Below are 20327 nucleotides of genomic sequence, written 5' to 3'. Positions count from 1 at the left end.
GAACACCGGACACCGATCTCGGGACATCGATCACCGGCACGTCCGCTGCTCACCGCGGCCTCGTCCGCCGGCGGCCCGGCGCTCACCGGCTGTTCACCAACGCCGGCGGCGACCAGGAGCGGCCAGAGGGGTTGCCCTCGGATTTCGGCCGGACCCGGGTGCGGGACAACCCTCGGTCGCGCTCGGCCCGGCGGTGAAACCGCAGGTGGGGCAGGGGTGATCAGGAGTGGAACGCGATGACCGGGTTTGGCGCATCTGTGCCATGTCCGGCTTACGACAGTCGAAGCACTCCCCAACCACAGGCTGTGTACAGCAATGTGACTGTCAACCGGCGCCCAAATCTTGAACAAGGATGGCCCATGACCCTTCAGCACATACGCGTGAAGAGACGCGCGGCCCGGATCGCGCTGGCCGCGAGCCTCGTGGCCGCGCTCTCCGCCGCGGGTCCCGCGACCCTCGCCACCGCCGCCGGAGGCGGCGTCGACAGCGGCGGCACCGGCTCCGCACCGGCCAAGGCCGCCGACGACAAGCTCGGTTCGGCCGACGCCGACCTCCTCGCCAAGGCCAAGGCCGACGGGGACAAGAACGTCACCCTGATGATCGCGACCGCCCCCGGCAGGACCGAGCAGGTCGCCGGTCAGCTCGACGCGGTCAAGGGCGCGTCGGTGGGGCAGACCTACGACAAGCTCGGCTACGTACGCGCCACCGTGCCCACCGGCAGGGCGGACGCGGCGATCGGCGCGGCGGCCAAGCTGTCCACGGTCAGGGCGATCGATCTCAAGCAGGAGATCCAGATCGACGACCCGGCGCCGTCCGCCGACACCACCGAGAAGGCCGCGTCCGGGGCCACCGCACAGACGACGTACTCGGGCCCCAGCGCCTCCACCCCGGCCAAGAACCCCTACCAGCCGTCCTTCGAGACCGGCGCGGTGGACTTCGTGAAGTCCAACCCCAAGGCCGACGGCCGCGGCGTCACCATCGGCATCCTGGACTCCGGTGTCGACCTCGGCCACCCGGCGCTGCAGAAGACCAGCACCGGCGAGCGCAAGATCGTGGACTGGGTCACCTCGACCGACCCGATCAGCGACAGCGACAACACCTGGCGGCCGATGCTGACCGGGGTCTCGGGCCCGGGCTTCACCTCCTCCGGCCGGACCTGGACCGCGCCCGCGGGTTCGTTCTACTTCAGCCGCTTCCGGGAGAGTTACACCACCGGCGGCGACATGGCCGGCGACCTCAACCGCGACGGCGACACCACCGACATCTGGGGCCTGCTCTACGACCCGGCCGCCGGCACCGTGCGCGTGGACCTCAACGACAACGGTGACTTCACCGACGACGAGGCCATGAAGCCGTACAAGGACGGCTTCCAGATCGGCTACTTCGGTACCGACAACCCGGACACGCAGATCTCCGAGCGCATCCCCTTCGTGATCCAGATCAAGAAGGACGTCAAGCTCGACCCCTACGGCGGCGACTACATCGGCAAGACCGCCGACTTCGTCAACATCGGCGTCATCGAGTCCGAGCACGGCACCCACGTCGCCGGCATCACCTCCGCCAACGGGCTGTTCGGCGGAAAGATGAACGGCGCCGCCCCCGGCGCGAAGATCGTGTCGTCCCGCGCCTGCACCTGGTCCGGCGGCTGCACCAACGTCGCGCTGACCGAGGGCATGATCGACCTGGTCGTCAACCGCGGTGTGGACATCGTCAACATGTCCATCGGCGGCCTGCCCGCGCTCAACGACGGCAACAACGCCCGCTCCCAGCTCTACACACAGCTGATCGACACCTACGGCGTCCAGCTGGTCATCTCGGCCGGCAACAGCGGTCCCGGTGCCAACACCATCGGCGACCCGGGCCTGGCCGACAAGGTCATCAGCGTCGGCGCGGCGGTCTCCAAGGAGACCTGGGCGGCCAACTACGGCTCCGTGGTGCAGCGCGAGTACAACCTCTTCCCCTTCTCCTCGCGCGGCCCGCGTGAGGACGGCGGCTTCGCGCCGGTCATCACCGCCCCCGGCGCCTCCATCAACACCATCCCGACCTGGGAGCCCGGCGCCCCGGTCGCCGAGGCCGGCTACAGCCTCCCGGCCGGCTACGGCATGCTCCAGGGCACCTCGATGGCCTCCCCGCAGGCCACCGGCGCCGCCGCGCTGCTGCTGTCCGCCGCCAAGCAGACCTACGGCGTCGACCTGACGCCGGCGAAGCTGCGCACCGCGCTGACCAGCACGGCCAAGCACATCGCGGGCGCCCAGACGTACGAGGAGGGCTCCGGCCTGATCGACATCGTCGACGCCTGGAAGCTCATCAAGAAGGGCGCCACCGCCCACGAGTACACCGTCAAGGCCCCGGTCGACACCGCGCTCGACCAGTACCTGGCGACCCCGGGCTTCGGCACCGGCCTCTACGACCGCGAAGGCGGCCTCAAGGCGGGCCAGCGGCGTTCGTACGAGATCACCGTCACCCGGACCACCGGCCCGGCCGGTCCGGTCAAGCACCACCTGGAGTTCGCGGACAACCGCGGCGGCACCTTCCGCGTCGAGGGCCCGAGCACCGTCTCGCTGCCCCTGAACACGCCGGTCACCGTCAAGGTCTCGGCGAAGGCGCCGTCCTCCGGGCTGTTCAGCGCGAGCCTGAAGGTCGACGACCCGAAGACCCCGGGCACCGACACCCAGATCCTGGCCACGGTGGTCGTGTCCAAGGCGCAGGCCGAACCGTCGTACGCGGTCAAGGCCACCAGCTCGGTGCAGCGCGACAGCACCACGTCGTACTTCGTCACCGTCCCCGAGGGCGCCAAGACCCTTGAGGTGGCCCTGGGCAAGCTCGCGCCCGGCAGCCAGACCCGGTTCATCGCGATCAACCCGTACGGCGTCCCGGTCGACACGACCACGACGACGTACTGCTACCCGAACTACACCACCGACAACGGCTGCCGTCCCGACCTGCGTTCCTACGCCGACCCGCTGCCGGGCGTGTGGGAGATCGAGGTCGAGGCCCGCCGTACGTCACCGCTGCTCAACAACCCGTACGCGCTCACCGCGACCGCGCTCGGGGTGACCTTCGACCCGGAGACCCTGACCGTGGACGAGGCCACGGTCGGCACGGCCGCCCCGGTCAACTGGACGGTCACGAACAACTTCGCGCCGATCAGCGGCGGTTCGCTCGAAGGTGGCGCCCTCGGCTCCGCCGCGAGCTCGCGCAAGACCATCGCCGACGGTGAGAGCGTCACCACCGAGGTCGTGGTCCCGTCGGGAGCCACCCGGCTGGACGTGGCGATCGGCAGCACCTCCGACACCGCTGCCGACCTCGACCTGTCCGTGTCCTTCGACGGCGCGGTGGTCGGCTCCTCGGCCGACGGCGACTCGGAGGAGGCGGTCAGCCTCGCCGACCCGGCGGCCGGCACCTACACCATCACGGTGGACGGCTACTCGGTGCCGTCCGGCTCCACCGCGTACGACTACCGGGACGTCTTCTTCTCCACGTCCCTCGGCTCGGTGAAGGTCGACAGCTCCAAGAAGGTCGACCTGGCCAACGGCGCCTCGGCCGCCCTGACCGCCGATGTCCTGGTAGCCGCCGCCGCGCCCGAAGGACGCCAGTTCTTCGGCGAGGTCGGCCTGCTGGACGCCAGGGGCACCCGGGCGGGCACCGGCAGCGTCCTGATCAGCAAGGTCGTCGGAGGATGACCTTCGGAGGGTGATCCGACGACAGCGTGAGGGCCCGGGGCGAGTGATCGCCCCGGGCCCTTCGCGCTGTGCGGCCGCTCAGGCCTGCGCGTCCCTGGCCTGCGCGTCCCGGGCCACCGCGTCCCTGGCCACCGCGTCCCGGGCCTGCGCGCGCAGCGCCCGCGCCAGGTCGTCGCGGGACTCGGCGACCAGGCGCCGCAGCGCCGGGGCCGCGTCCGGGTGCCCGGCGAGCCAGGTGTCGGCGGCCTCCAGGGTGCCGGTGCCGGGGCCGTCCTGCAGTATCGGGAAGAGGCCGCGTACGACTGCCATGCCGATCTCGATGCTGCGCTGGGCCCACACCCGCTCGATCGCCGCGAAGTACTGGTCCACGTACGGTGCCAGCAGCTCCCGCTGACCGGGCTGGTCGAAACCGGCGATGCTGGCCTCCACCAGGGCGTTGGACAGCAGGTCCGACTCGACGACCGAGGCCCAGGTCGCGGCCTTGACGGCCGCGGAGGGCCGGGAGGCCAGGCAGCGGACCTGGTGCCGCCTGCCCGAGGCGGTGTCGTCGCGGGTGAGTTCGGCGGCGATGGCGGCCTCGTCGGCGGCCCCGGCCGAGGTGAGCGCCTCCAGGAAGCTCCAGCGCAGCTCCTGGTCGAGCTCCAGCCCGTCGATGCGCTCCGTGCCGTCCGACAGCGCGCGCAGCAGCCGCAGTTCGTCCTGCCCGCCGGCGACCTGGGCGAAGAACCGCGCCCAGGCCAGCTGGTGTCCGCTGCCCGGCTCGGCGGCGCGCAGTTCGCGCAGGGCCCCCTCGGCCAGCTCGGCGCGGCCGCTCGTCCGCTGCCCGGGGTCGGTGTAGTGGTGCAGGGCGGAGTACGCCTGCTGGTGCAGCGACTGCAGGACGCCGATGTCGGTCTCGGCACCGGCGAAACGCAGCACCAGGGCGAGGTAGTCACGGGCGGGCAGCACGGCGTCGCGCGTCATGTTCCACATGGCCGACCAGCACAGGGCGCGGGCCAGCGGGTCGGTGAGCTCGCCGAGGTGCCCCAGGACCGTCTCCAGCGACCCGGCGTCGAAGCGGGCCTTGCAGTAGGTCAGGTCGTCGTCGTTGACCAGCACCAGGTCGGGCCGCCGCGCGCCGGCCAGCTCCCCGATCACCGTACGGGCCCCGGCGACATCGGCCTCGGCCCGCGCGTAACGCTCCAGCGCGCCCGAGCCGTCGAGCCCGTACAGGCCCACGGCCACCCGGTGCGGCCGCAGTTCGGGGTAGGCCTCGGTGGCTTCCTGGCGTACGGCCAGCTCGGCGATCCGGCCGTCCGCGCCGTACGTCACCTCCGGCGTCAGCGAGTTGACGCCCGCCGTCTGGAGCCAGGACCGCGACCACTCGGCCATGTCCCGGCCCGAGGTCTCGGCCAGGACCGACAGCAGGTCGCCCAGGACGGTGTTGCCGTACGCGTGCCGCTTGAAGTAGCGCCGGGCGCCCTCCATGAAGGCGTCCCGTCCGGCGTAGGCGACGAGCTGCTTGAGCACCGAGGCGCCCTTGGCGTAGGTGATGCCGTCGAAGTTGAGCTTGGCGTCCTGGAGGTCACGGATGTCGGCGGTGACCGGGTGGGTGGAGGGCAGCTGGTCGGCCCGGTAGGCCCAGGCCTTGCGGCGGTTGGCGAAGGTGATCCAGCCGTCGGTGAAGCGGGTGGCCTCGACGAGGGAGAAGGTCCCCATGAAGTCCGCGAAGGACTCCTTGAGCCACAGGTCGTCCCACCACCGCATGGTCACCAGGTCGCCGAACCACATGTGCGCCATCTCGTGCAGGATGACATTGGCCCGGCCCTCGTACGACGCCTGCGTCACCTTTCCGCGGAAGACGAATTCCTCCCGGAAGGTCACCAGTCCGGGATTCTCCATCGCGCCGATGTTGTATTCCGGGACGAAGGCCTGGTCGTACTTCCCGAAGGGATAGGGGAAGTCGAAGTTGTCGTGGAAGAAGTCCAGACCCTGCTTGGTGACGGTGAAGATGTCATCGGTGTCGAAATACTTGGCCAGACCCCTGCGGCACATCGCGCCGAGCGGGATTTCCAGTTCCCCGCGCCGGTAGGTGTCGGTGACGTAGTGGTACGGGCCGGCGACGACGCAGGTGATGTACGTCGACAGGGGTGCCGTCGGCGCGAACCGCCAGACCTGTCCCCCGGCGGGGCCGTCCGCGGGGGTCGCGGTACGGGACTCCTCGGCGCCGTTGCTCCACACCGTCCAGTGGCCCGGGGCCGTCACGGTGAACCGGAAGGGAGCTTTGAGGTCCGGCTGCTCGAAGTTGGCGAAGACCCGGCGGGCGTCGGCCGGCTCGTACATCGTGTACAGGTAGACCTCACCGTCCTCGGGGTCGGTGAAGCGGTGCATCCCCTCGCCGGTCCGGCTGTACGAGCACCTCGCGTCGACGACCAGTTCGTTGACCTCGTCCGGGCCGAGCAGCCCGTCCAGGGTGATCCGGGTCCCGTCGAAGACCGCCGCCGGGTCCAGTTCCCGTCCGTTGAGGACCACCGAGCGCACGGACGGCGCGACCAGGTCGGCGAAGGCGGACGCCCCGGCCTCGGCGGCCCGGAAGCGGATCGTCGTCACCGACCCGAAGGTGCTCTCCCCGGGCCGCACCGCCGAGCGCAGGTCCAGTGCCACGTCGTAACCGTCCACCGACAGCAGGCCGGCCCGCTCACGGGCCTCGTCTCGGGTCAGGTTCTCGCCGGGCACGGGCGCTCCTCGGGGTGTCGTACAGCGTGTCTTGTGGACGCTGGAATCTTCGCACGGGAATGCGGGCGGCCCGGGTCCGTGTTGCCGTCCATTGGAGGAAACCGGTTCCCCGACGAGGAGTAGACGTGCCCGAGATTGCACCCGAGACGCAGAAGACCCCCGCAGATTTCTGGTTCGACCCGCTGTGTCCCTGGGCCTGGATGACCTCCCGCTGGATGCTGGAGGTCGAGAAGGTCCGTCCGGTCGAGGTGCGCTGGCACGTCATGAGCCTGGCCGTCCTGAACGAGGACCGCCTCGACGAGATGCCCGAGCAGTACCGCGAGCTCATGAAGACCGCGTGGGGCCCGGTCCGCGTCTGCATCGCCGCCGAGCAGAAGCACGGCAGCGAGGTCCTCGGCGCGCTCTACACCGCGCTGGGCACCCGCTTCCACAACCAGGGCCTGGACAAGGACCACGACACCATCGTGGCCGCCCTTGAGGAGGTCGGCCTCCCCGCCGACCTCGCCGACTTCGCCCACTCCGACGTCTACGACGCCGAGCTGCGCGCCTCCCACCAGGAGGGCATCGACAAGGTCGGCCAGGACGTCGGCACCCCCGTCATCGCCGTGCCCGGCCCCGACGGCGAGCAGATCGCCTTCTTCGGCCCGGTGGTCACCCCCGCCCCCAAGGGCGAGGCGGCGGCGAAGCTGTGGGACGGCACCCTGCTGGTCGCCTCCATCCCCGGCTTCTACGAGATCAAGCGGACCCGCACGATCGGCCCGATCTTCGACTGAGCGGCCGCCGGCGGCGCTGACCGGTCGCTGACCGCCCGCTGACCGGCCCGCGTCGGTGCGCTGTAGGCGCGCGGTAGGCGGGCTGTCAGCGGCCCCCGGCACTGTCGGGGCATGGACACCAAGCAGGCGGGGCCGCTCACATCGTTCATCCGCTTCGTCGTGTGCGGCGGCGGGGTCGGACTGCTCTCCAGCGCGGCGATGCTGCTGCTGACCGGACGTATTCCCTTCGCGGCGGCCAACGCGTTGGTGACGGTGGTGTCGACGGTGCTGGCCACGGAACTGCACAGCCGGTTCACCTTCGGCGGCGGCGAGCGGGCGAGCTGGCGGGTCCACCTGAAGTCAGGACTGACGCTGGCCGGCGCCTTCGCCTTCACCACGGGGGCGGTGCTGGTGCTGCACACCGTGCGGCCGGACGCCGGCCGGTGGGTGGAGCAGGCGGTGTACCTGGGCGCGTCGGCACTGGCCGGGCTCGGGCGGTTCGTGGTGCTGCGGCTGGTGGTCTTCGCGCGGGATTGGAAGATTCCCACAGTGCCCGTGGTGATGAGCGTCACGTGACCTGCTGAAACTGTTCGGAACTCACCAGCCGGTGATCGCCCCTTTGTGGAGAGCTGATGATGATCGGCCCGGAGACGCTGGGATAGCGTCGCGGAGGACCAAGCCGTCCGCCGAACCCACAGAACCACTCGGGGAGTACCCATGAGCACCGCCGCCGCCGTCCGGCCGAACACCGTCCTGGCCGATCTGCTGCCCGCCTCCCGCGTGCGCGACGTGGCCCTCGTGGCGGGCGGCGCCGTCCTGACCGGACTGGCCGCGCAACTCTCCGTCCCCGTACCCGGATCGCCGGTGCCGGTCACCGGGCAGACCTTCGCGGCCCTGCTGGTCGGCACCGCCCTGGGCGCCCGGCGCGGCTTCCTGGCGCTGGCCCTGTACGCGGTGGCCGGCGTGGCCGGAGTGCCCTGGTTCGCCGGCGGTTCGTCGGGCGCCTCGACGGCGAGCTTCGGCTACATCCTCGGCATGGTCCTGGCCTCGGCCCTCGTCGGCGCCCTCGCGCGACGCGGCGCCGACCGCGGGGTGTGGCGGACGGCGGGCGTCATGGTGGCCGGCAGTGCCGTCGTCTACGCGGTCGGCGTGCCGTACCTCGCCGTGGCGGCGCACCTGTCGGCGGGCCGGGCCGTGGCCCTGGGCCTGACCCCGTACCTGATCGGTGACGCGCTCAAGGCCGCCCTGGCGATGGGCGCCCTGCCCACCGCGTGGAAGCTGGCCGGCCGCCGCGGGTAACGACCCGGCGCCGGTCGCGCACCAGGCCGTAAGCGCCGGCCGGCCCTGTTCCTAGGCGTGGCGGCGCGGCCTTCGCGCGGTCAGCCACAGGCCCGCCGCCCCGGCTGCGAGCAGCAGCGCGCCGCCGGCCAGGACCGCCGGGGCAGCGGCGCCGGGACCGCCGGTCCGGGGGAGGGTGCCGGAGGGGCTGGACGAGGCCGAGGGGGCGGGCGATACCGAGGCGTCCTGGCCGGCCGGCACATTGTCGGTGCCCAGCAGCAGTGGGGTGTCGGGGGCGTTGGGCGTCGGCCGGTTCGTACCGAAGGGCACCGGCCCCTGCTGCCAGAGCAGTGTCCCGCCCGTCCCGAGGGTGACGGGCAGGCAGATCCTGCCCTTGCCCCGCAGGTCGTAGGTGGCCGACACCCGGTACGTCCGGCTCCGGCCCGCCGCCAGGACGCCGGTCCGGCACCGGTACGCGCTGTTGGAGCCCTCCGGGCGGCCGGCGGCCGGTACGGCGGAGCAGCCCCTGACGGCGGTCACCTTCAACGCCCCGAAGCCGACGACCGAGAGCACGACGGCGGGGGTCGCCTTCTTCCCGTTGTTGGTGATCCTCGCGGTCAGGGTGGTGGCCCCGGTGCTGTTGTCCACCGAGATCCTCGACGGCAGTTCGGTGCCGACCTTCACGCCCGCCGGGGCGCTCGGTCCCGGGGTGCCGCCCCGGCTGCTGCCGGGCGCCGGTTCGGCCGCGTTCACGACTCCGGCGGTGCCGGTGAGCAGCAGCGACAGCACGGCTCCGGCCGCGGTCACCAAAACTGAAATTCGAATTCGCCCGGCATTGTTCAGCATGTAACGCCCTCCCCCTTGATGATGACCCTCAGAAGAGTTACCCCGGGATTCCCCACAACTATGCTGTCATGGTGACAAGTTCATACTTCTGTCCTGGTCGCGTTGGTAATGGCGAGGGGTATGGGAACCGGGGATGGAATACACGAGCGGTGAGGCTGGGGATTGTTTGGTGGCCGGTCGTTATCGGCTGGGGGAGTCGATAGGCCAGGGTGGCATGGGCCGGGTGTGGCGTGCGGTCGACGAGATGCTGCACCGGCAGGTCGCGGTCAAGGAGATGCGACTGGACGGCCTGGGGGAGGAGGACGCCCGGGTCCGGCACGAGCGGGCCCTGCGGGAGGCGCGTGCCACGGCCCGGATCGACCACCCCAACGTGGTGCGGGTCTACGACGTGGCGCAGCAGGACGGCCGGCTGTGGATCGTCATGGAACTGGTCGGCGGCCGCTCGCTGGAGCAGATCCTCACCGGCTCCGGCCCGGTGACCGTCACCGAGGCCACCAGGATCGCCCTCGCCCTGGCCGCCGCGCTGCGCGAGGTGCACTCCGCCGGGGTGCTGCACCGTGACATCAAGCCCGGCAACGTACTGGTCGAAGCGGCCGCCGGGCCCGGTTGCGGCGGCCGGGTCGTGCTCACCGACTTCGGTATCGCCGCGATCCAGGACGCCGCCGCGCTCACCATGGTCGGCATGCTGGTCGGTTCGCCGGACTACATGGCGCCCGAGCGCGTCGAGGGCCGCCCCCAGGGGCCGCCCTCCGACCTGTGGTCGCTGGGCGCGACGCTGTGCGCGGCCCTCGCCGGGCACTCCCCCTTCGCCCGCCCCACCACCCTGGCCACGCTGCACGCCGTGCTCCACGAGGAGCCCCTGCTGCCGCCGGGCGCGGGCACATTGCGCGGCACCCTCGCCGGGCTGCTCGCCAAGGACCCGAGGCGCCGGCTCACCCTCGACGAACTGGATGAGGCCCTCCGGCTCCTGCCGCAGCCGCAGCCGCTGCCCGAGCCCGGGCAGGAACCCGGGCAGGGATCAGGGCCCGAGCCCGAGGACGCCGTCCCGCCCGGTTTCCGCCCCCGGCGCGGCCATCGCCGCCGCCTGCTGCTCGGCGCCGCCGCGACCGTGGCCGTGGCCGCCGTCACCGCCACCGTCGTCGTACTGGCCGCCCCCGGCAGCGTGCGCCACGAGACCGTCGTCGCCGGCACCGGCCGGCCGCCCGTGTCAGCCACCGCCACCGCCACCGGGCCCGCGACCAGGCCCGCGACCAGCACCGCCACCGCGACCGGCACCCCGCTCGCCCCCGGCACCCGCGACGAGACCGGCTTCAGCTGGCTCCCCCCGCCCGGCTGGACCCGTACCGCCAAGAGCCCGTCCAACATCCACTACCACTCCCCGGACGGTGACGCGGAGACCGCCGCCTCCTACGCCCTCACCGGAGGCGGCGATCTCCTCGCCCAGTGGCGGACGTTCGAAGCCGGTTCGCACGACGTGCCCGGCTACCGCAATATCCGCCTGGGGCGCACCACCTTCCGCGGCGGCCCCGCCGTCATCTGGGAGTACGCCTTCACCAAGGACGGCGTCCGCTGGCGGGCGCGGCAGCTCGGCTTCACCTCCGGGGGCAAGACGTACCAGCTCAACATCTGGTACGCCGCCGCGAACCGGGCCGCCGCGCTGCGGAGTTACGAGGCGGTGACGGAGTCCTTCCTGCCGCGCTGAAGGAAGTGCCGTACCGCCGCGATCAGCAGGACACCGGCCGCGACCAGCACCGAGAGCACCACCGTCTCGCGGCCGTCGTGCTCGGTGTCCGTCAGCATGTAGCCGAGCACGAAGACGATCATCGCGATCGTCGCCCAGGTCAGATACGGGTACAGCCACATCCGGACGACCAGCTTCTCCGGGCTCTCCCGCTCGATGATCTTCCGCATGCGCAGCTGCGAGAAGCAGATCGCCAGCCACACGAACAGCGCGATCGCACCGGAGGAGTTGACCAGGAAGAGGAAGACCGAGTCCGGGTACTCGTAGTTGAAGAAGACCGTGACGAACCCGAAGACCACCGAGCCCAGGATCGCCGCCATCGGCACGCCCCGCGAGGTCGTCCGGGCGAAGGCGCGGGGCGCGTCGCCGCGCTCGCCGAGCGAGAAGGCCATCCGGGACGCGGTGTAGAGGCCGGAGTTCAGACAGGACAGCACCGAGGTCAGCACGATGAAGTTCATCACCTGGCCGGCGTGCGCGATCCCGAGCGAGTTCAGCGCGGCGACGTACGAGCCGTCCTTGATGATGGACGCGGAGTCCCACGGCACCAGGGACACCACGACGAGGATCGAGCCCAGGTAGAAGACCGCGATCCGCCAGATGATGCTGTTGGTGGACTTGGTGACCGCCCGCTGCGGGTCCTCGGACTCACCGGCCGCCAGGGTGGCGATCTCGCTGCCCATGAAGGAGAACACCACCAGCAGCACCCCGGTCAGGACCGCCCCCGGCCCGTGCGGCAGGAAGCCGCCGTGCCCGGTGAGATTGCCCAGCCCGGCGCCGCTGGTGTCCGCGCCCGGCAGCACCCCGGCGACCGCCAGGGCACCGACCACGATGAACGCGCCGATCGCCACCACCTTGATGCCGGCGAACCAGAACTCGAACTCCCCGTACGAGCCCACGGACACCAGGTTGGTCGCGGTCAGCACCGCCATCACGATCAGCGCCCAGCCCCACTGCGGCACCGCCGGGATCCAGCTTTCGAGGATCTTGGCGCCCGCGGTCGCCTCGACGGCCAGCACCACGACCCAGAAGAACCAGTACAGCCAGCCGATCGAGAAGCCGGCCCAGCGTCCCAGCGCCCGGTCGGCGTGCGCGGAGAACGAACCGGAGGTCGGGTTCGCGGCGGACATCTCGCCGAGCATCCGCATCACCAGCACCACCAGCGTGCCGACCAGCGCGTACGACAGCAGGATGCCGGGCCCCGCGGTGGCGATACCGGTGCTGGAGCCGACGAAGAGACCGGCGCCGATCACCCCGCCGATGGCGATCATGGACAGATGGCGGTTCTTGAGACCCGCGTGCAGACCCCCGCCGCCGCCGGGGGCGGGGGCGCTGATGGGCGCGTCCTTCGTCTTAGTGGGGGGAGTAGTGGTCATGGGCCGGAATCAAAGTGCATGGCGCACGGATAGGGAACCTTTGAGTTCATTTCGTTGTATTGACCTCAGATGACGCTCAAATTTCGCGTCACCCCACCCTCGTGCCACACTCCTGCCTATGCGCGTGTACCTCGGCTCCGACCATGCCGGCTACGAACTCAAGAACCACCTCGTCGAGTGGCTCAAGTCCGCCGGCCACGAGGCCGTCGACTGCGGCCCGCACATCTACGACGCCCAGGACGACTACCCCCCCTTCTGCCTCCGTGCCGCGGAGCGCACCGCCGCCGACCCCGACAGCCTCGGCATCGTCATCGGCGGCTCGGGCAACGGCGAGGCCATCGCCGCCAACAAGGTCAGGGGTGTACGGGCGGCGCTGGCCTGGAGCGAGGAGACCGCCTCCCTCGGCCGCCAGCACAACAACGCCAACGTCGTCAGCATCGGCGGCCGCATGCACACCCTCGACGAGGCCACCAAGTTCGTCGAGATCTTCCTGGGCACCCCCTACTCGGGCGAGGCGCGCCACACCCGCCGCATCGACATGCTCAGCGCCTACGAGGCCACCGGCGAACTCCCCGCCGTCCCGGCCCACCACCCCCAGCAGGGCTGAGCCGCCCGCTGTCCCGCGCCGCCGGGCCCGGCCGCCCGGCGGCGCTCCCGTACCCACGCGTACCGCCGAGGAGAACCGCTGTGCCCGAAGGGCATACGATCCACCGTCTCGCCGAGGACCATCTGGTCCGCTTCGGCGGATGGCCGGTACGTGTCAGCAGCCCGCAGGGCCGGTTCACCGACAGCGCGGCACTGCTCGACGGACGGGTCCTGGACGGCGTGGACGCCCATGGCAAGCACCTGTTCCTCGGCTTCGAGGCCTCCGGCTGGGTCCATGTCCACCTGGGTCTGTTCGGCAAGCTCGGCTTCGGCACCGCGCCCGTGCCGCCGGCCACCGACACCGTCCGGCTGCGGATCGTCAACGACGACCACTACGCCGACCTGCGCGGCCCCACCACCTGCGCCCTGATCACCGACCCCGAGAAGCGGGCGATACACGACCGCCTCGGCCCGGACCCGCTGCGTGCCGGGGACGACCCGGGCCGGGCCTGGGCCCGGATCAGCCGCAGCCGCACCACGGTGGCCGCGCTGCTCATGGACCAGAAGGTCATCGCCGGCGTGGGCAACGTCTACCGCGCCGAGGTCCTCTTCCGGCACGGCATCGACCCGTACCGGGCGGGGCGCGACCTCACCCGGGCCGAATGGGACGCGGTCTGGGCCGACCTCGTCGCCCTCATGCGCGAGGGGGTCCGCAACAACCGGATCGACACCGTCCGCCCCGAGCACCTGCCCGAGGCCATGGGCCGCCCGCCCCGCGTCGACGACCACGGCGGCGAGGTCTACGTCTACCGCCGGGCCGCCATGCCCTGCCATCTGTGCGGCACACCGGTTCGCACGGCGGACCTGGCGGCCCGCAACCTCTTCTGGTGCCCCGCCTGCCAGCCGCAGTCCTGAAGACGTGCCGCCGCAGTCCTGAAGACGTGCCGCCGCAGCCCTGAAGCGGCCCTGCCACAGTGCCGGGGCGGCCGTCAGAACCCGTGCGGCAGCCAGGGCGCGACCTCGCTCCGGAAGGCGACCGCCGTCTCACCGAGCGCGCCCGGGCGCAGCTCCCGCACCCGGCCCGCCCGGGAGAGCGCCGACAACGACACGCCCCCCAGATACGCCGCCCCCACCTCCCGCACGGTCAGCGCCAGATCCGCCGCGTCCCGGGTGCGCTCGCAGACCGCGCCCTTCGCGTCCCCGGTCAGCCGCCACCGGCCCTCGTTCCAGGGACAGAAGGGGTCGGCGACGTCCAGCACCACATCCACCGGCGCCGCGTACGTCCGCGCCGCCAGAGCCGCGCCCACCTCCACCGGCCGCACGAACAGCCCCTCCCCCGTGGAGACCGAGCACCGCCGTACATCGGACACCAGGTGCAGCAGCGGATCATCGACCGGCCGGTTCCAGGAGTGCACCTTCGACGTCAGGTCGATGCCGAACAGGAACCGCCACAGCGCCGCGTACGTCACCGGGTCGAGCGCCTCGGCCTCCCGCAGCACCACCACGCCTTCCGGCCCTTTCGCCGTCCAGACCGGCTTCACCGCGTACCGCGCATAGCCCCGGACCTCCCCGTCCACCTCGGCCAGCACGCACTGCCGCGCGCTCGCGCCGTCCCGGCCCGCCGCCGGGTCCAGCAGCCCCTGCCGCTCCCAGCCCGGCTGCCGCGCGAGCATCCCCGGGCGGCCCGGCACCACCCGCGCGTACACCGCCTCGCAGGCCGCCAGTCCCTCCTCCAGCCCGACGAAGCGCAGCCTCACGTCCTCGGCCCCCGCCGGCAACGCCAGCCGGACCCGGGTGGTGTCGATCTCGACCCGCAGCTGCCCGGTCGCCACCCCGTACCCGAACCGGCCGTAGATCGCCGGCTCGGACGCGGTCAGCACCGCGACCGGCTCGCCCCGGTCCCGTACGTCCTCCAGCTGCCGCCGCATCATCGCGGTGAGCACCCCGCGCCGCCGGTGGGTGGGCTGCACGCTCACACAGGTCACCCCGGCCGCCGGGACCAGCGCGCCGCCCGGCACCGACATCCGGAAGGAGTAGGCCCCGGTGCCGCCGACGATCTCGTCGCCGTCCCAGGCGGCCAGCGACCGCCCGTCCTCGGCCACGGACTCGTCGTACGCCCGCTCCTCGGGCTGCACGGCACCGCCGAAGGCCCGGTCCGTCCGGTCGAACCAGTCGTGCCACTGGCCGGCCTCAAGTACCCGCAATGCAAACGTCATTCCTCCTCCTTAGCAGTCCGCATCCGGCCATGCGAACGTATTTCGACCGGTCAGGTACCGGACGCGAATCGACGCGCCGGGGAATCGCTGGATAAGGTCGCCGGACATGGCACAACGCGCTGCGGGGAAGAGCCCGGTGGCCCGGTGGCGCAAGACGCTGCACCGGGCCCGCGTCGGCGTGCGCAAAACCGGGGTCGACTACTTCCGCGGCGAGGGCTCGGACTGGCTGATCCTGACCGTCCTGGTGCTCAGCGTGCCCGCCATCGCCTGGGGCACCGTGGCCGGCCCCCTGTGGTGCCCGCCAACCGCCCTCGTCCTGCCCATCATCCTCGGCGGCCTGCTGCTGCGCCCCTCCAGCCTGCTCCTGCTGTACGGGGCCTCGGCGACCGCCCTGGTGGTGGAATCGGCCAACTTCGCCCCTTACCGCAACGGGCTCGGCCCGGTCACCCCCGGCGTCGTGCTGGTGGTCAGCGCGGTCGCCTTCGCCGGACTGGTCATCGCCCAGTTCCGCAGCCGGGTCGGCGTACCGTGGCGCGGCGGCGGCACCATGCTGTTCGACCTGCGCGAACGCATCCGGGTACAGAGCCGGCTGCCCGAACTGCCCCCGGGCTGGCACGCCGAGATGGCGCTGCGCCCGGCCGGCGGGCAGTCCTTCTCCGGTGACTTCGTGGTCGCCACCCGCAGCTCCGGGGGCCGGATCCTCGAAGCCGTACTGACCGATGTCTCCGGCAAGGGCATGGACGCCGGTTCCCGCGCGCTGCTGCTCTCCGGTGCCTTCGGCGGCCTGCTGGGCTCACTCCAGCCGCACGCCTTCCTCACCGCCGCCAACGGCTATCTGCTCCGGCAGAACTGGGACGAGGGCTTCGCCACCTCCGTCCACCTCGTCCTCGACCTGGAGTCCGGCGACTACGAGCTGCTGTCCGCCGGCCATCTGCCCGGCGTGCAGCTCAGCGCCGGCACCGGCCGCTGGGAGGAGAAGGCCGCCGAGGGCCCGCTGCTCGGGGTCTACGACGGCGCCGAGTTCAACGGCGTGAAGGGCACCCTGCGCTCCGGCGACGTGCTGCTGCTCTTCACCGACGGTCTGGTCGAGGCGGCGGGACGTGACCTCGCCGAGGGAATCGACCGGCTCATCGGCGAGGCCGACCGCTATGTGGCGCACGGCTTCCGGGGCGCCGCCTGGCAGCTGATCGAGGCCGTCGCCAAGAACGTCAACGACGACCGCGCGCTGCTCATCGTGTGCCGGGACTGAGGTCCTTGCGCACGGCGTCCTGACGCGGACCGTCCTGACCCAGGCCGGCCTTGCGCGGGAAGTCCTTGCGCAGGACGGCCTTGCGCGGGAAGTCCTTGGGCAGGACGGTCTTGCTCAGGACGTCCTTGCGCGGGGCGCGCTGCGGGAAGGCGTCCTCGGTAAGGGTGTTCACCGGTCCGGGGCCGGTGCCGGGACCGGTGTTCGCGCCGCGCGGCCGGCCGCCCGACGTGTCCCGGCGGAACGCCCACTCCATCCGCGGCTCCATCACGAACCGGAACACCCGCCGCACCGGCGGCGTGCACAGCAGCGTGATCACCACGCCGGCCGTCGCCGTGGCCACCATCAGGCCCCACGGCGTGCGCAGCCAGTCGTAGGTGTCGTACCAGCCCCAGAAGCGCGAGCCCTTGGCCAGGAAGCCGTGCAGCAGATAGCCGTACAGGGTCCCCGCGCCCAGCGCCGTGAACCACGTACGGCGGCGCGGCACCCAGGCGAAGAAGCAGACGGCGAGCAGCATCGAGCAGCCGAACAGCAGCGGCACGCTCACCATGCCGACCCACCACGGGGCCTTGAGTTCCTGCGCGCTGTCGCGGTGGTAGAACCACGCCGAGCTGATCAGCGGAGCGGCCCAGTACGCCGCCGCGATCGCCCCCGCGAAGACCGGCAGCGTCAGGATCCGCGCCTCGCGGCGCCGCATGATGTGGAAGTGCTCGGGCTTCATGCACAGCCCGGCGACGAAGAACGGCAGGAACTGCAGGACCCGTTGCAGGTCCAGGTCGTCCCCGATGCTCGGCGAGGTCACGGCCAGCATCGCTATCGCCAGGGAGAGCGGCACCGGCCGGCGCACGATCCGCCAGATCGGGGCGGTGAGCCGCCACACGAACAACGCGGCCAGGAACCAGGTCAGATACCACGGGTCGAGCAGGCTGATCGGCTGCCCCGGATCGTTGTCCGCCCAGCGCTTGAAGAGGCTGTACGCCACCTCGAACACGACATACGGCACGGCGACACCGGTGACCAGCCGCTTCAGCCGGTCGGGGCGGCTGTCGAAACTCCGGGAGAAGTAGCCGGAGATGATGATGAACGCCGGCATGTGGAAGGTGTAGACGACCATGTACAGAGCCTCGGCGGCCCGGTTGTGGTCGGTCAGCGGTTCCCACGCGTGGCCCATCGCCACGAGAACGATCGCCAGGTACTTCGCGTTGTCGAAGAACGCGTCGCGCTGCTTGCCCTTGCCCTGGCCGTCGCGGGGCTCTCTGTCCTCGCCGGTGACGGCTGCGGGCTGCTGTCGCGGTACCGCCGCCGCGGGGAGGGCCGCGGCTTCGTACCGGTAAGAGGTGAGGGTGTTCGTGCGTGGGGGCTGGAACATCTGAGGCACCATACCTAGCGAGCGCGGCGTTCGTAAATTCTTCCTGAGAAGAGGGATAACAACGCTGCTACCCGGGCATGACCGGCCTACACTCATGTCCGTTTGGGCGACAAATGTCCACTCATATAACGGTTGAAGGGGGCATATCAGTCCGCCGGCCGAGGCTATGTGAAGTAACTACGTGTGCTCGGCAATAGGTTGGGAAATACTCAATTCCAAACGCGCCACGCAATTACGGAACCGCCCCTGGGGGTGGCCGTGTCAGTGCTTGGTGGGACGATGGACGACGCTGAGGCGTTCTGACCGAGGATGCTGACCGAGGATGTGATCGGCTGTGGCCATCTCGCTGTCCGTAGTGCTGTTGTTGGCGATCATCATGATCGTCCTGATAAGAGGTAAGACGCTCAAGGTCGGGCCGGCCATCGTGGCCATCCTGTTCGGCTTCTTCCTCGCCTCCACCGGAATGGCGCCCTCGATCCAGAAGTTCCTGGACTCGCTGGCCGACACCATCAACCAGATCAACCTCTGAGGCGGCGTCAGGCCGCCGCGACCGCCGGGCACGCGTCGGCGGCGCCGACTATGCGTCGCAGGGCGGCGGCGCGTCCCTCCGGGCTCTCCGCCGCCAGCAGCGCCGACAGCACCGCGATCCGGGCCTGCCCCGCGCGCAGCGTGCCGGCCAGTACCGCGCCCGCCTCCGCGAGGTCGACGGCTCCGCCGCCGGTGTACATCGGGGCCACCGGTCCGGCCGCCACCCGCGTGCTCAGCGCGACCAGCACTCCCGAGTCCACCGCCCGCCGTACCGCCTCGGCGAACTCCGGCGTGGCGTTGCCCGCGCCCGTGCCGATCAGCACGATGCCCCGCGCGCCCGCGCCCAACGCGGCCTCGAACAGCACCGGGTCCGCGTCCACGTGGTGCATCACCACGTCCACCCGGGGGATGCGCGCCGCCGCCTCCGGCAGCTCCAGGGCCGCCGTGCGCCCGCGTCGCGGCCCCCAGGCGATCTCCCCGAACTTCACCCGCCCCAGCGGCTTCCCGGACGGGTCCGCGAAGGCCTGGGCGTCCAGCCCCAGCGGCTTCCCGGACGGGTCCGCGAAGGCCTGGGCGTCCAGCGTGTGCGCCTTGAGGGTGCCCCGCGCCGCGTGCACGAGGCCGCCGAAGGTGATCACCACGCCGATGTCCCGGCCCGTCGCCGCCGTCAGCAGCGCGTCGTACAGATTGCCCGCCCCGTCGCCGTCCACCGAGTCCAGCGGGAGCTGCGCCCCGGTGAACACCACGGGCCGGCGGTCGTCATGGTGCAGGTCCAGCAGGAACGCCGACTCCTCCATGGTGTCCGTGCCGTGCGTCACCACCACGCCGTCCACCGCCGGGTCCGCCAGCACCTCGTGGACCGTGCGCAGCAGCTCCAGCTGGTGGGCCGTGGTCAGCCGCGAGCTGTTCACCGTGAACAGATCCCGCACGCTCACCTCGACGCCCTCCGGGATCGCCGTCGCCGCCATCACCTCGCCGCCGGCGGCCTCCGCAGCGTAGCCGGTGCCCTGCCAGCGGCTGGCTATCGTCCCGCCGGTCCCTATCACGACGACGCGCTTCACGTGTCCCTCCTCGCTCATACAGCAAGGATATGTGGAATCGAGCGCCATGTGCTGCCAATCTAAGCGCGTAGACCCGGTGGTGCTGGTTAATACTGCTGCAATGGACGCCATTGACAGAAGTATCTTGCGTGAACTTCAGGCTGACGGCCGGCTCACCAACCAGGAACTCGCCGCCCGGGTCGGCCTCACCCCCTCACCCTGCCTGCGCCGGGTGCGTCAACTGGAGGACGACGGCGTCATCCGCTCGTACCGGGCCGTCGTCGACCCCACCGCCCTCGGCCGCGGCTTCGAGGTCTTCGCCTCCGTCGAGGTCCACCGGGACCGCGACGCCGTCGCCGCCTTCGAGTCCCAGGTCCGCGCCATCCCCGACATCGTCGAGGCCTACCGCCTCTACGGCGCGCCCGGCTCCCTGCTGCGCATCGCCGTCGCCGACAGTGACGCGTACGAGCGGTTCTGGACCGACCACCTCATCGCGCTCCCCGGCGTCAGCGACGTCAACTCGCAGATGATCATGAAGCGCATCAAGTCCCCGGAAGGCGTCCCGGTCGGCTAACCGTCCCGCCGCAGCGCGTCGCGTACGGCCTCGTCGGTGCGCCCGACGACGGCCGATCCGTCATCCGCGGTGATGATCGGCCGCTGGATCAGCCCGGGGTGAGCGGCCAACGCCTCGATCCAGCCGTCACGCCCGGCCGGCTCCCGCGCCCAGTCCGCCACCCCCAGCGCCTTCGCCTGCGGCTCCTGCGTCCGCACGATGTCCCACGGCTCCAGCCCCAGCCGCCCCAGCACCACCCGCAGCTCCTCGGCACTCGGCGGATCCTCCAGATAGCGCCGCACGGTGTACTCGGCGCCCTCCTCGTCCAGCAGCTTCACGGCGCTCCGGCACTTCGAGCAGGCGGGATTGACCCAGATCTCCATAGCCGCACCCTAAAAGCCG

The 20327-nt window shown here is 71.4% G+C and carries 16 protein-coding genes and 1 pseudogene; 10 read left to right on the top strand and 7 right to left on the bottom strand.

What is annotated here, in order from left to right:
- The first annotated feature begins 359 nt into the window (after positions 1-359).
- A complete protein-coding gene (locus RWE79_RS14115) occupies positions 360-3683 on the top strand; it encodes a S8 family serine peptidase (protein ID WP_475940417.1) in 3324 nt (1107 codons plus the stop codon).
- Between the two features lie 78 nt (positions 3684-3761).
- Here RWE79_RS14115 and pepN read toward each other — a convergent pair whose 3' ends face one another.
- Positions 3762-6398: an aminopeptidase N gene (pepN, locus tag RWE79_RS14110; RefSeq protein ID WP_475940416.1), complete on the bottom strand. Its 2637-nt coding sequence runs from the start codon at positions 6396-6398 to the stop codon at positions 3762-3764.
- Between the two features lie 125 nt (positions 6399-6523).
- Between pepN and RWE79_RS14105 the strand changes: the two genes are divergently transcribed.
- The 3 genes from RWE79_RS14105 (at position 6524) to RWE79_RS14095 (ending at position 8449) form a co-directional block, all read left to right on the top strand.
- Positions 6524-7171: a DsbA family oxidoreductase gene (locus RWE79_RS14105; RefSeq protein WP_475940415.1), complete on the top strand. Its 648-nt coding sequence runs from the start codon at positions 6524-6526 to the stop codon at positions 7169-7171.
- 111 nt (positions 7172-7282) lie between these two features.
- The gene (locus tag RWE79_RS14100; RefSeq protein WP_475940414.1) at positions 7283-7726 is read left to right on the top strand and encodes a GtrA domain-containing protein; all 444 of its coding nucleotides are present in this window, start codon (positions 7283-7285) and stop codon (positions 7724-7726) included.
- A gap of 141 nt (positions 7727-7867) precedes the next feature.
- Complete coding sequence (locus RWE79_RS14095) at positions 7868-8449, top strand: biotin transporter BioY (protein ID WP_475940413.1); 582 nt, start codon at positions 7868-7870, stop codon at positions 8447-8449.
- Positions 8450-8500: 51 nt separating this feature from the next.
- Here RWE79_RS14095 and RWE79_RS14090 read toward each other — a convergent pair whose 3' ends face one another.
- A complete protein-coding gene (locus RWE79_RS14090; RefSeq protein ID WP_475940412.1) occupies positions 8501-9235 on the bottom strand; it encodes a hypothetical protein in 735 nt (244 codons plus the stop codon).
- A 208-nt stretch (positions 9236-9443) separates the two neighbouring features.
- Here RWE79_RS14090 and RWE79_RS14085 point away from each other — a divergent pair, with 208 nt between their 5' ends.
- The gene (locus RWE79_RS14085; protein ID WP_475940411.1) at positions 9444-10976 is read left to right on the top strand and encodes a serine/threonine-protein kinase; all 1533 of its coding nucleotides are present in this window, start codon (positions 9444-9446) and stop codon (positions 10974-10976) included.
- Here RWE79_RS14085 and RWE79_RS14080 read toward each other — a convergent pair.
- A complete protein-coding gene (locus tag RWE79_RS14080; RefSeq protein WP_475940410.1) occupies positions 10940-12388 on the bottom strand; it encodes an amino acid permease in 1449 nt (482 codons plus the stop codon). The two genes, RWE79_RS14085 and RWE79_RS14080, sit on opposite strands and share 37 nt — an antisense overlap.
- Before the next feature lie 118 nt (positions 12389-12506).
- Here RWE79_RS14080 and RWE79_RS14075 point away from each other — a divergent pair, with 118 nt between their 5' ends.
- Entirely contained in the window at positions 12507-12995 is a 489-nt protein-coding gene (locus RWE79_RS14075) for a ribose-5-phosphate isomerase (RefSeq protein WP_475940409.1), read from the top strand.
- Between the two features lie 80 nt (positions 12996-13075).
- Positions 13076-13888, top strand: coding sequence for an Fpg/Nei family DNA glycosylase (locus RWE79_RS14070; RefSeq protein WP_475940408.1), 813 nt, complete (start codon positions 13076-13078; stop codon positions 13886-13888).
- A gap of 74 nt (positions 13889-13962) precedes the next feature.
- Here RWE79_RS14070 and RWE79_RS14065 read toward each other — a convergent pair whose 3' ends face one another.
- Positions 13963-15189, bottom strand: a complete 1227-nt coding sequence (locus tag RWE79_RS14065) for a GNAT family N-acetyltransferase (protein ID WP_475940407.1) — start codon at positions 15187-15189, stop codon at positions 13963-13965.
- A 106-nt stretch (positions 15190-15295) separates the two neighbouring features.
- Between RWE79_RS14065 and RWE79_RS14060 the strand changes: the two genes are divergently transcribed.
- A complete protein-coding gene (locus RWE79_RS14060) occupies positions 15296-16438 on the top strand; it encodes a SpoIIE family protein phosphatase (protein WP_475940406.1) in 1143 nt (380 codons plus the stop codon).
- Between the two features lie 223 nt (positions 16439-16661).
- On the opposite strand, the pseudogene RWE79_RS14055 reads toward RWE79_RS14060, so the two are convergent.
- Positions 16662-17761, bottom strand: a pseudogene (locus tag RWE79_RS14055) (acyltransferase family protein); the annotation flags it as partial.
- 377 nt (positions 17762-18138) lie between these two features.
- Here RWE79_RS14055 and RWE79_RS14050 point away from each other — a divergent pair.
- A complete protein-coding gene (locus tag RWE79_RS14050) occupies positions 18139-18333 on the top strand; it encodes a hypothetical protein (protein ID WP_475940405.1) in 195 nt (64 codons plus the stop codon).
- Positions 18334-18340: 7 nt separating this feature from the next.
- Here RWE79_RS14050 and RWE79_RS14045 read toward each other — a convergent pair whose 3' ends face one another.
- Complete coding sequence (locus RWE79_RS14045; RefSeq protein ID WP_475940404.1) at positions 18341-19411, bottom strand: asparaginase; 1071 nt, start codon at positions 19409-19411, stop codon at positions 18341-18343.
- Positions 19412-19493: 82 nt separating this feature from the next.
- On the opposite strand from RWE79_RS14045, the gene RWE79_RS14040 reads away from it, so the two are divergent.
- A complete protein-coding gene (locus RWE79_RS14040; RefSeq protein ID WP_475940403.1) occupies positions 19494-19946 on the top strand; it encodes an Lrp/AsnC family transcriptional regulator in 453 nt (150 codons plus the stop codon).
- On the opposite strand, the gene RWE79_RS14035 is transcribed toward RWE79_RS14040, so the two are convergent.
- Positions 19943-20308 (bottom strand): arsenate reductase family protein, encoded by a 366-nt coding sequence (locus tag RWE79_RS14035; RefSeq protein ID WP_475940402.1) that lies wholly within the window; start codon positions 20306-20308, stop codon positions 19943-19945. The genes RWE79_RS14040 and RWE79_RS14035 overlap by 4 nt on opposite strands.
- Between the last annotated feature and the right edge of the window lie 19 nt (positions 20309-20327).

This window comes from Streptomyces sp. RLA131, from assembly GCF_056270125.1.
This window is presented reverse-complemented; position numbering and strand designations above follow the sequence as displayed.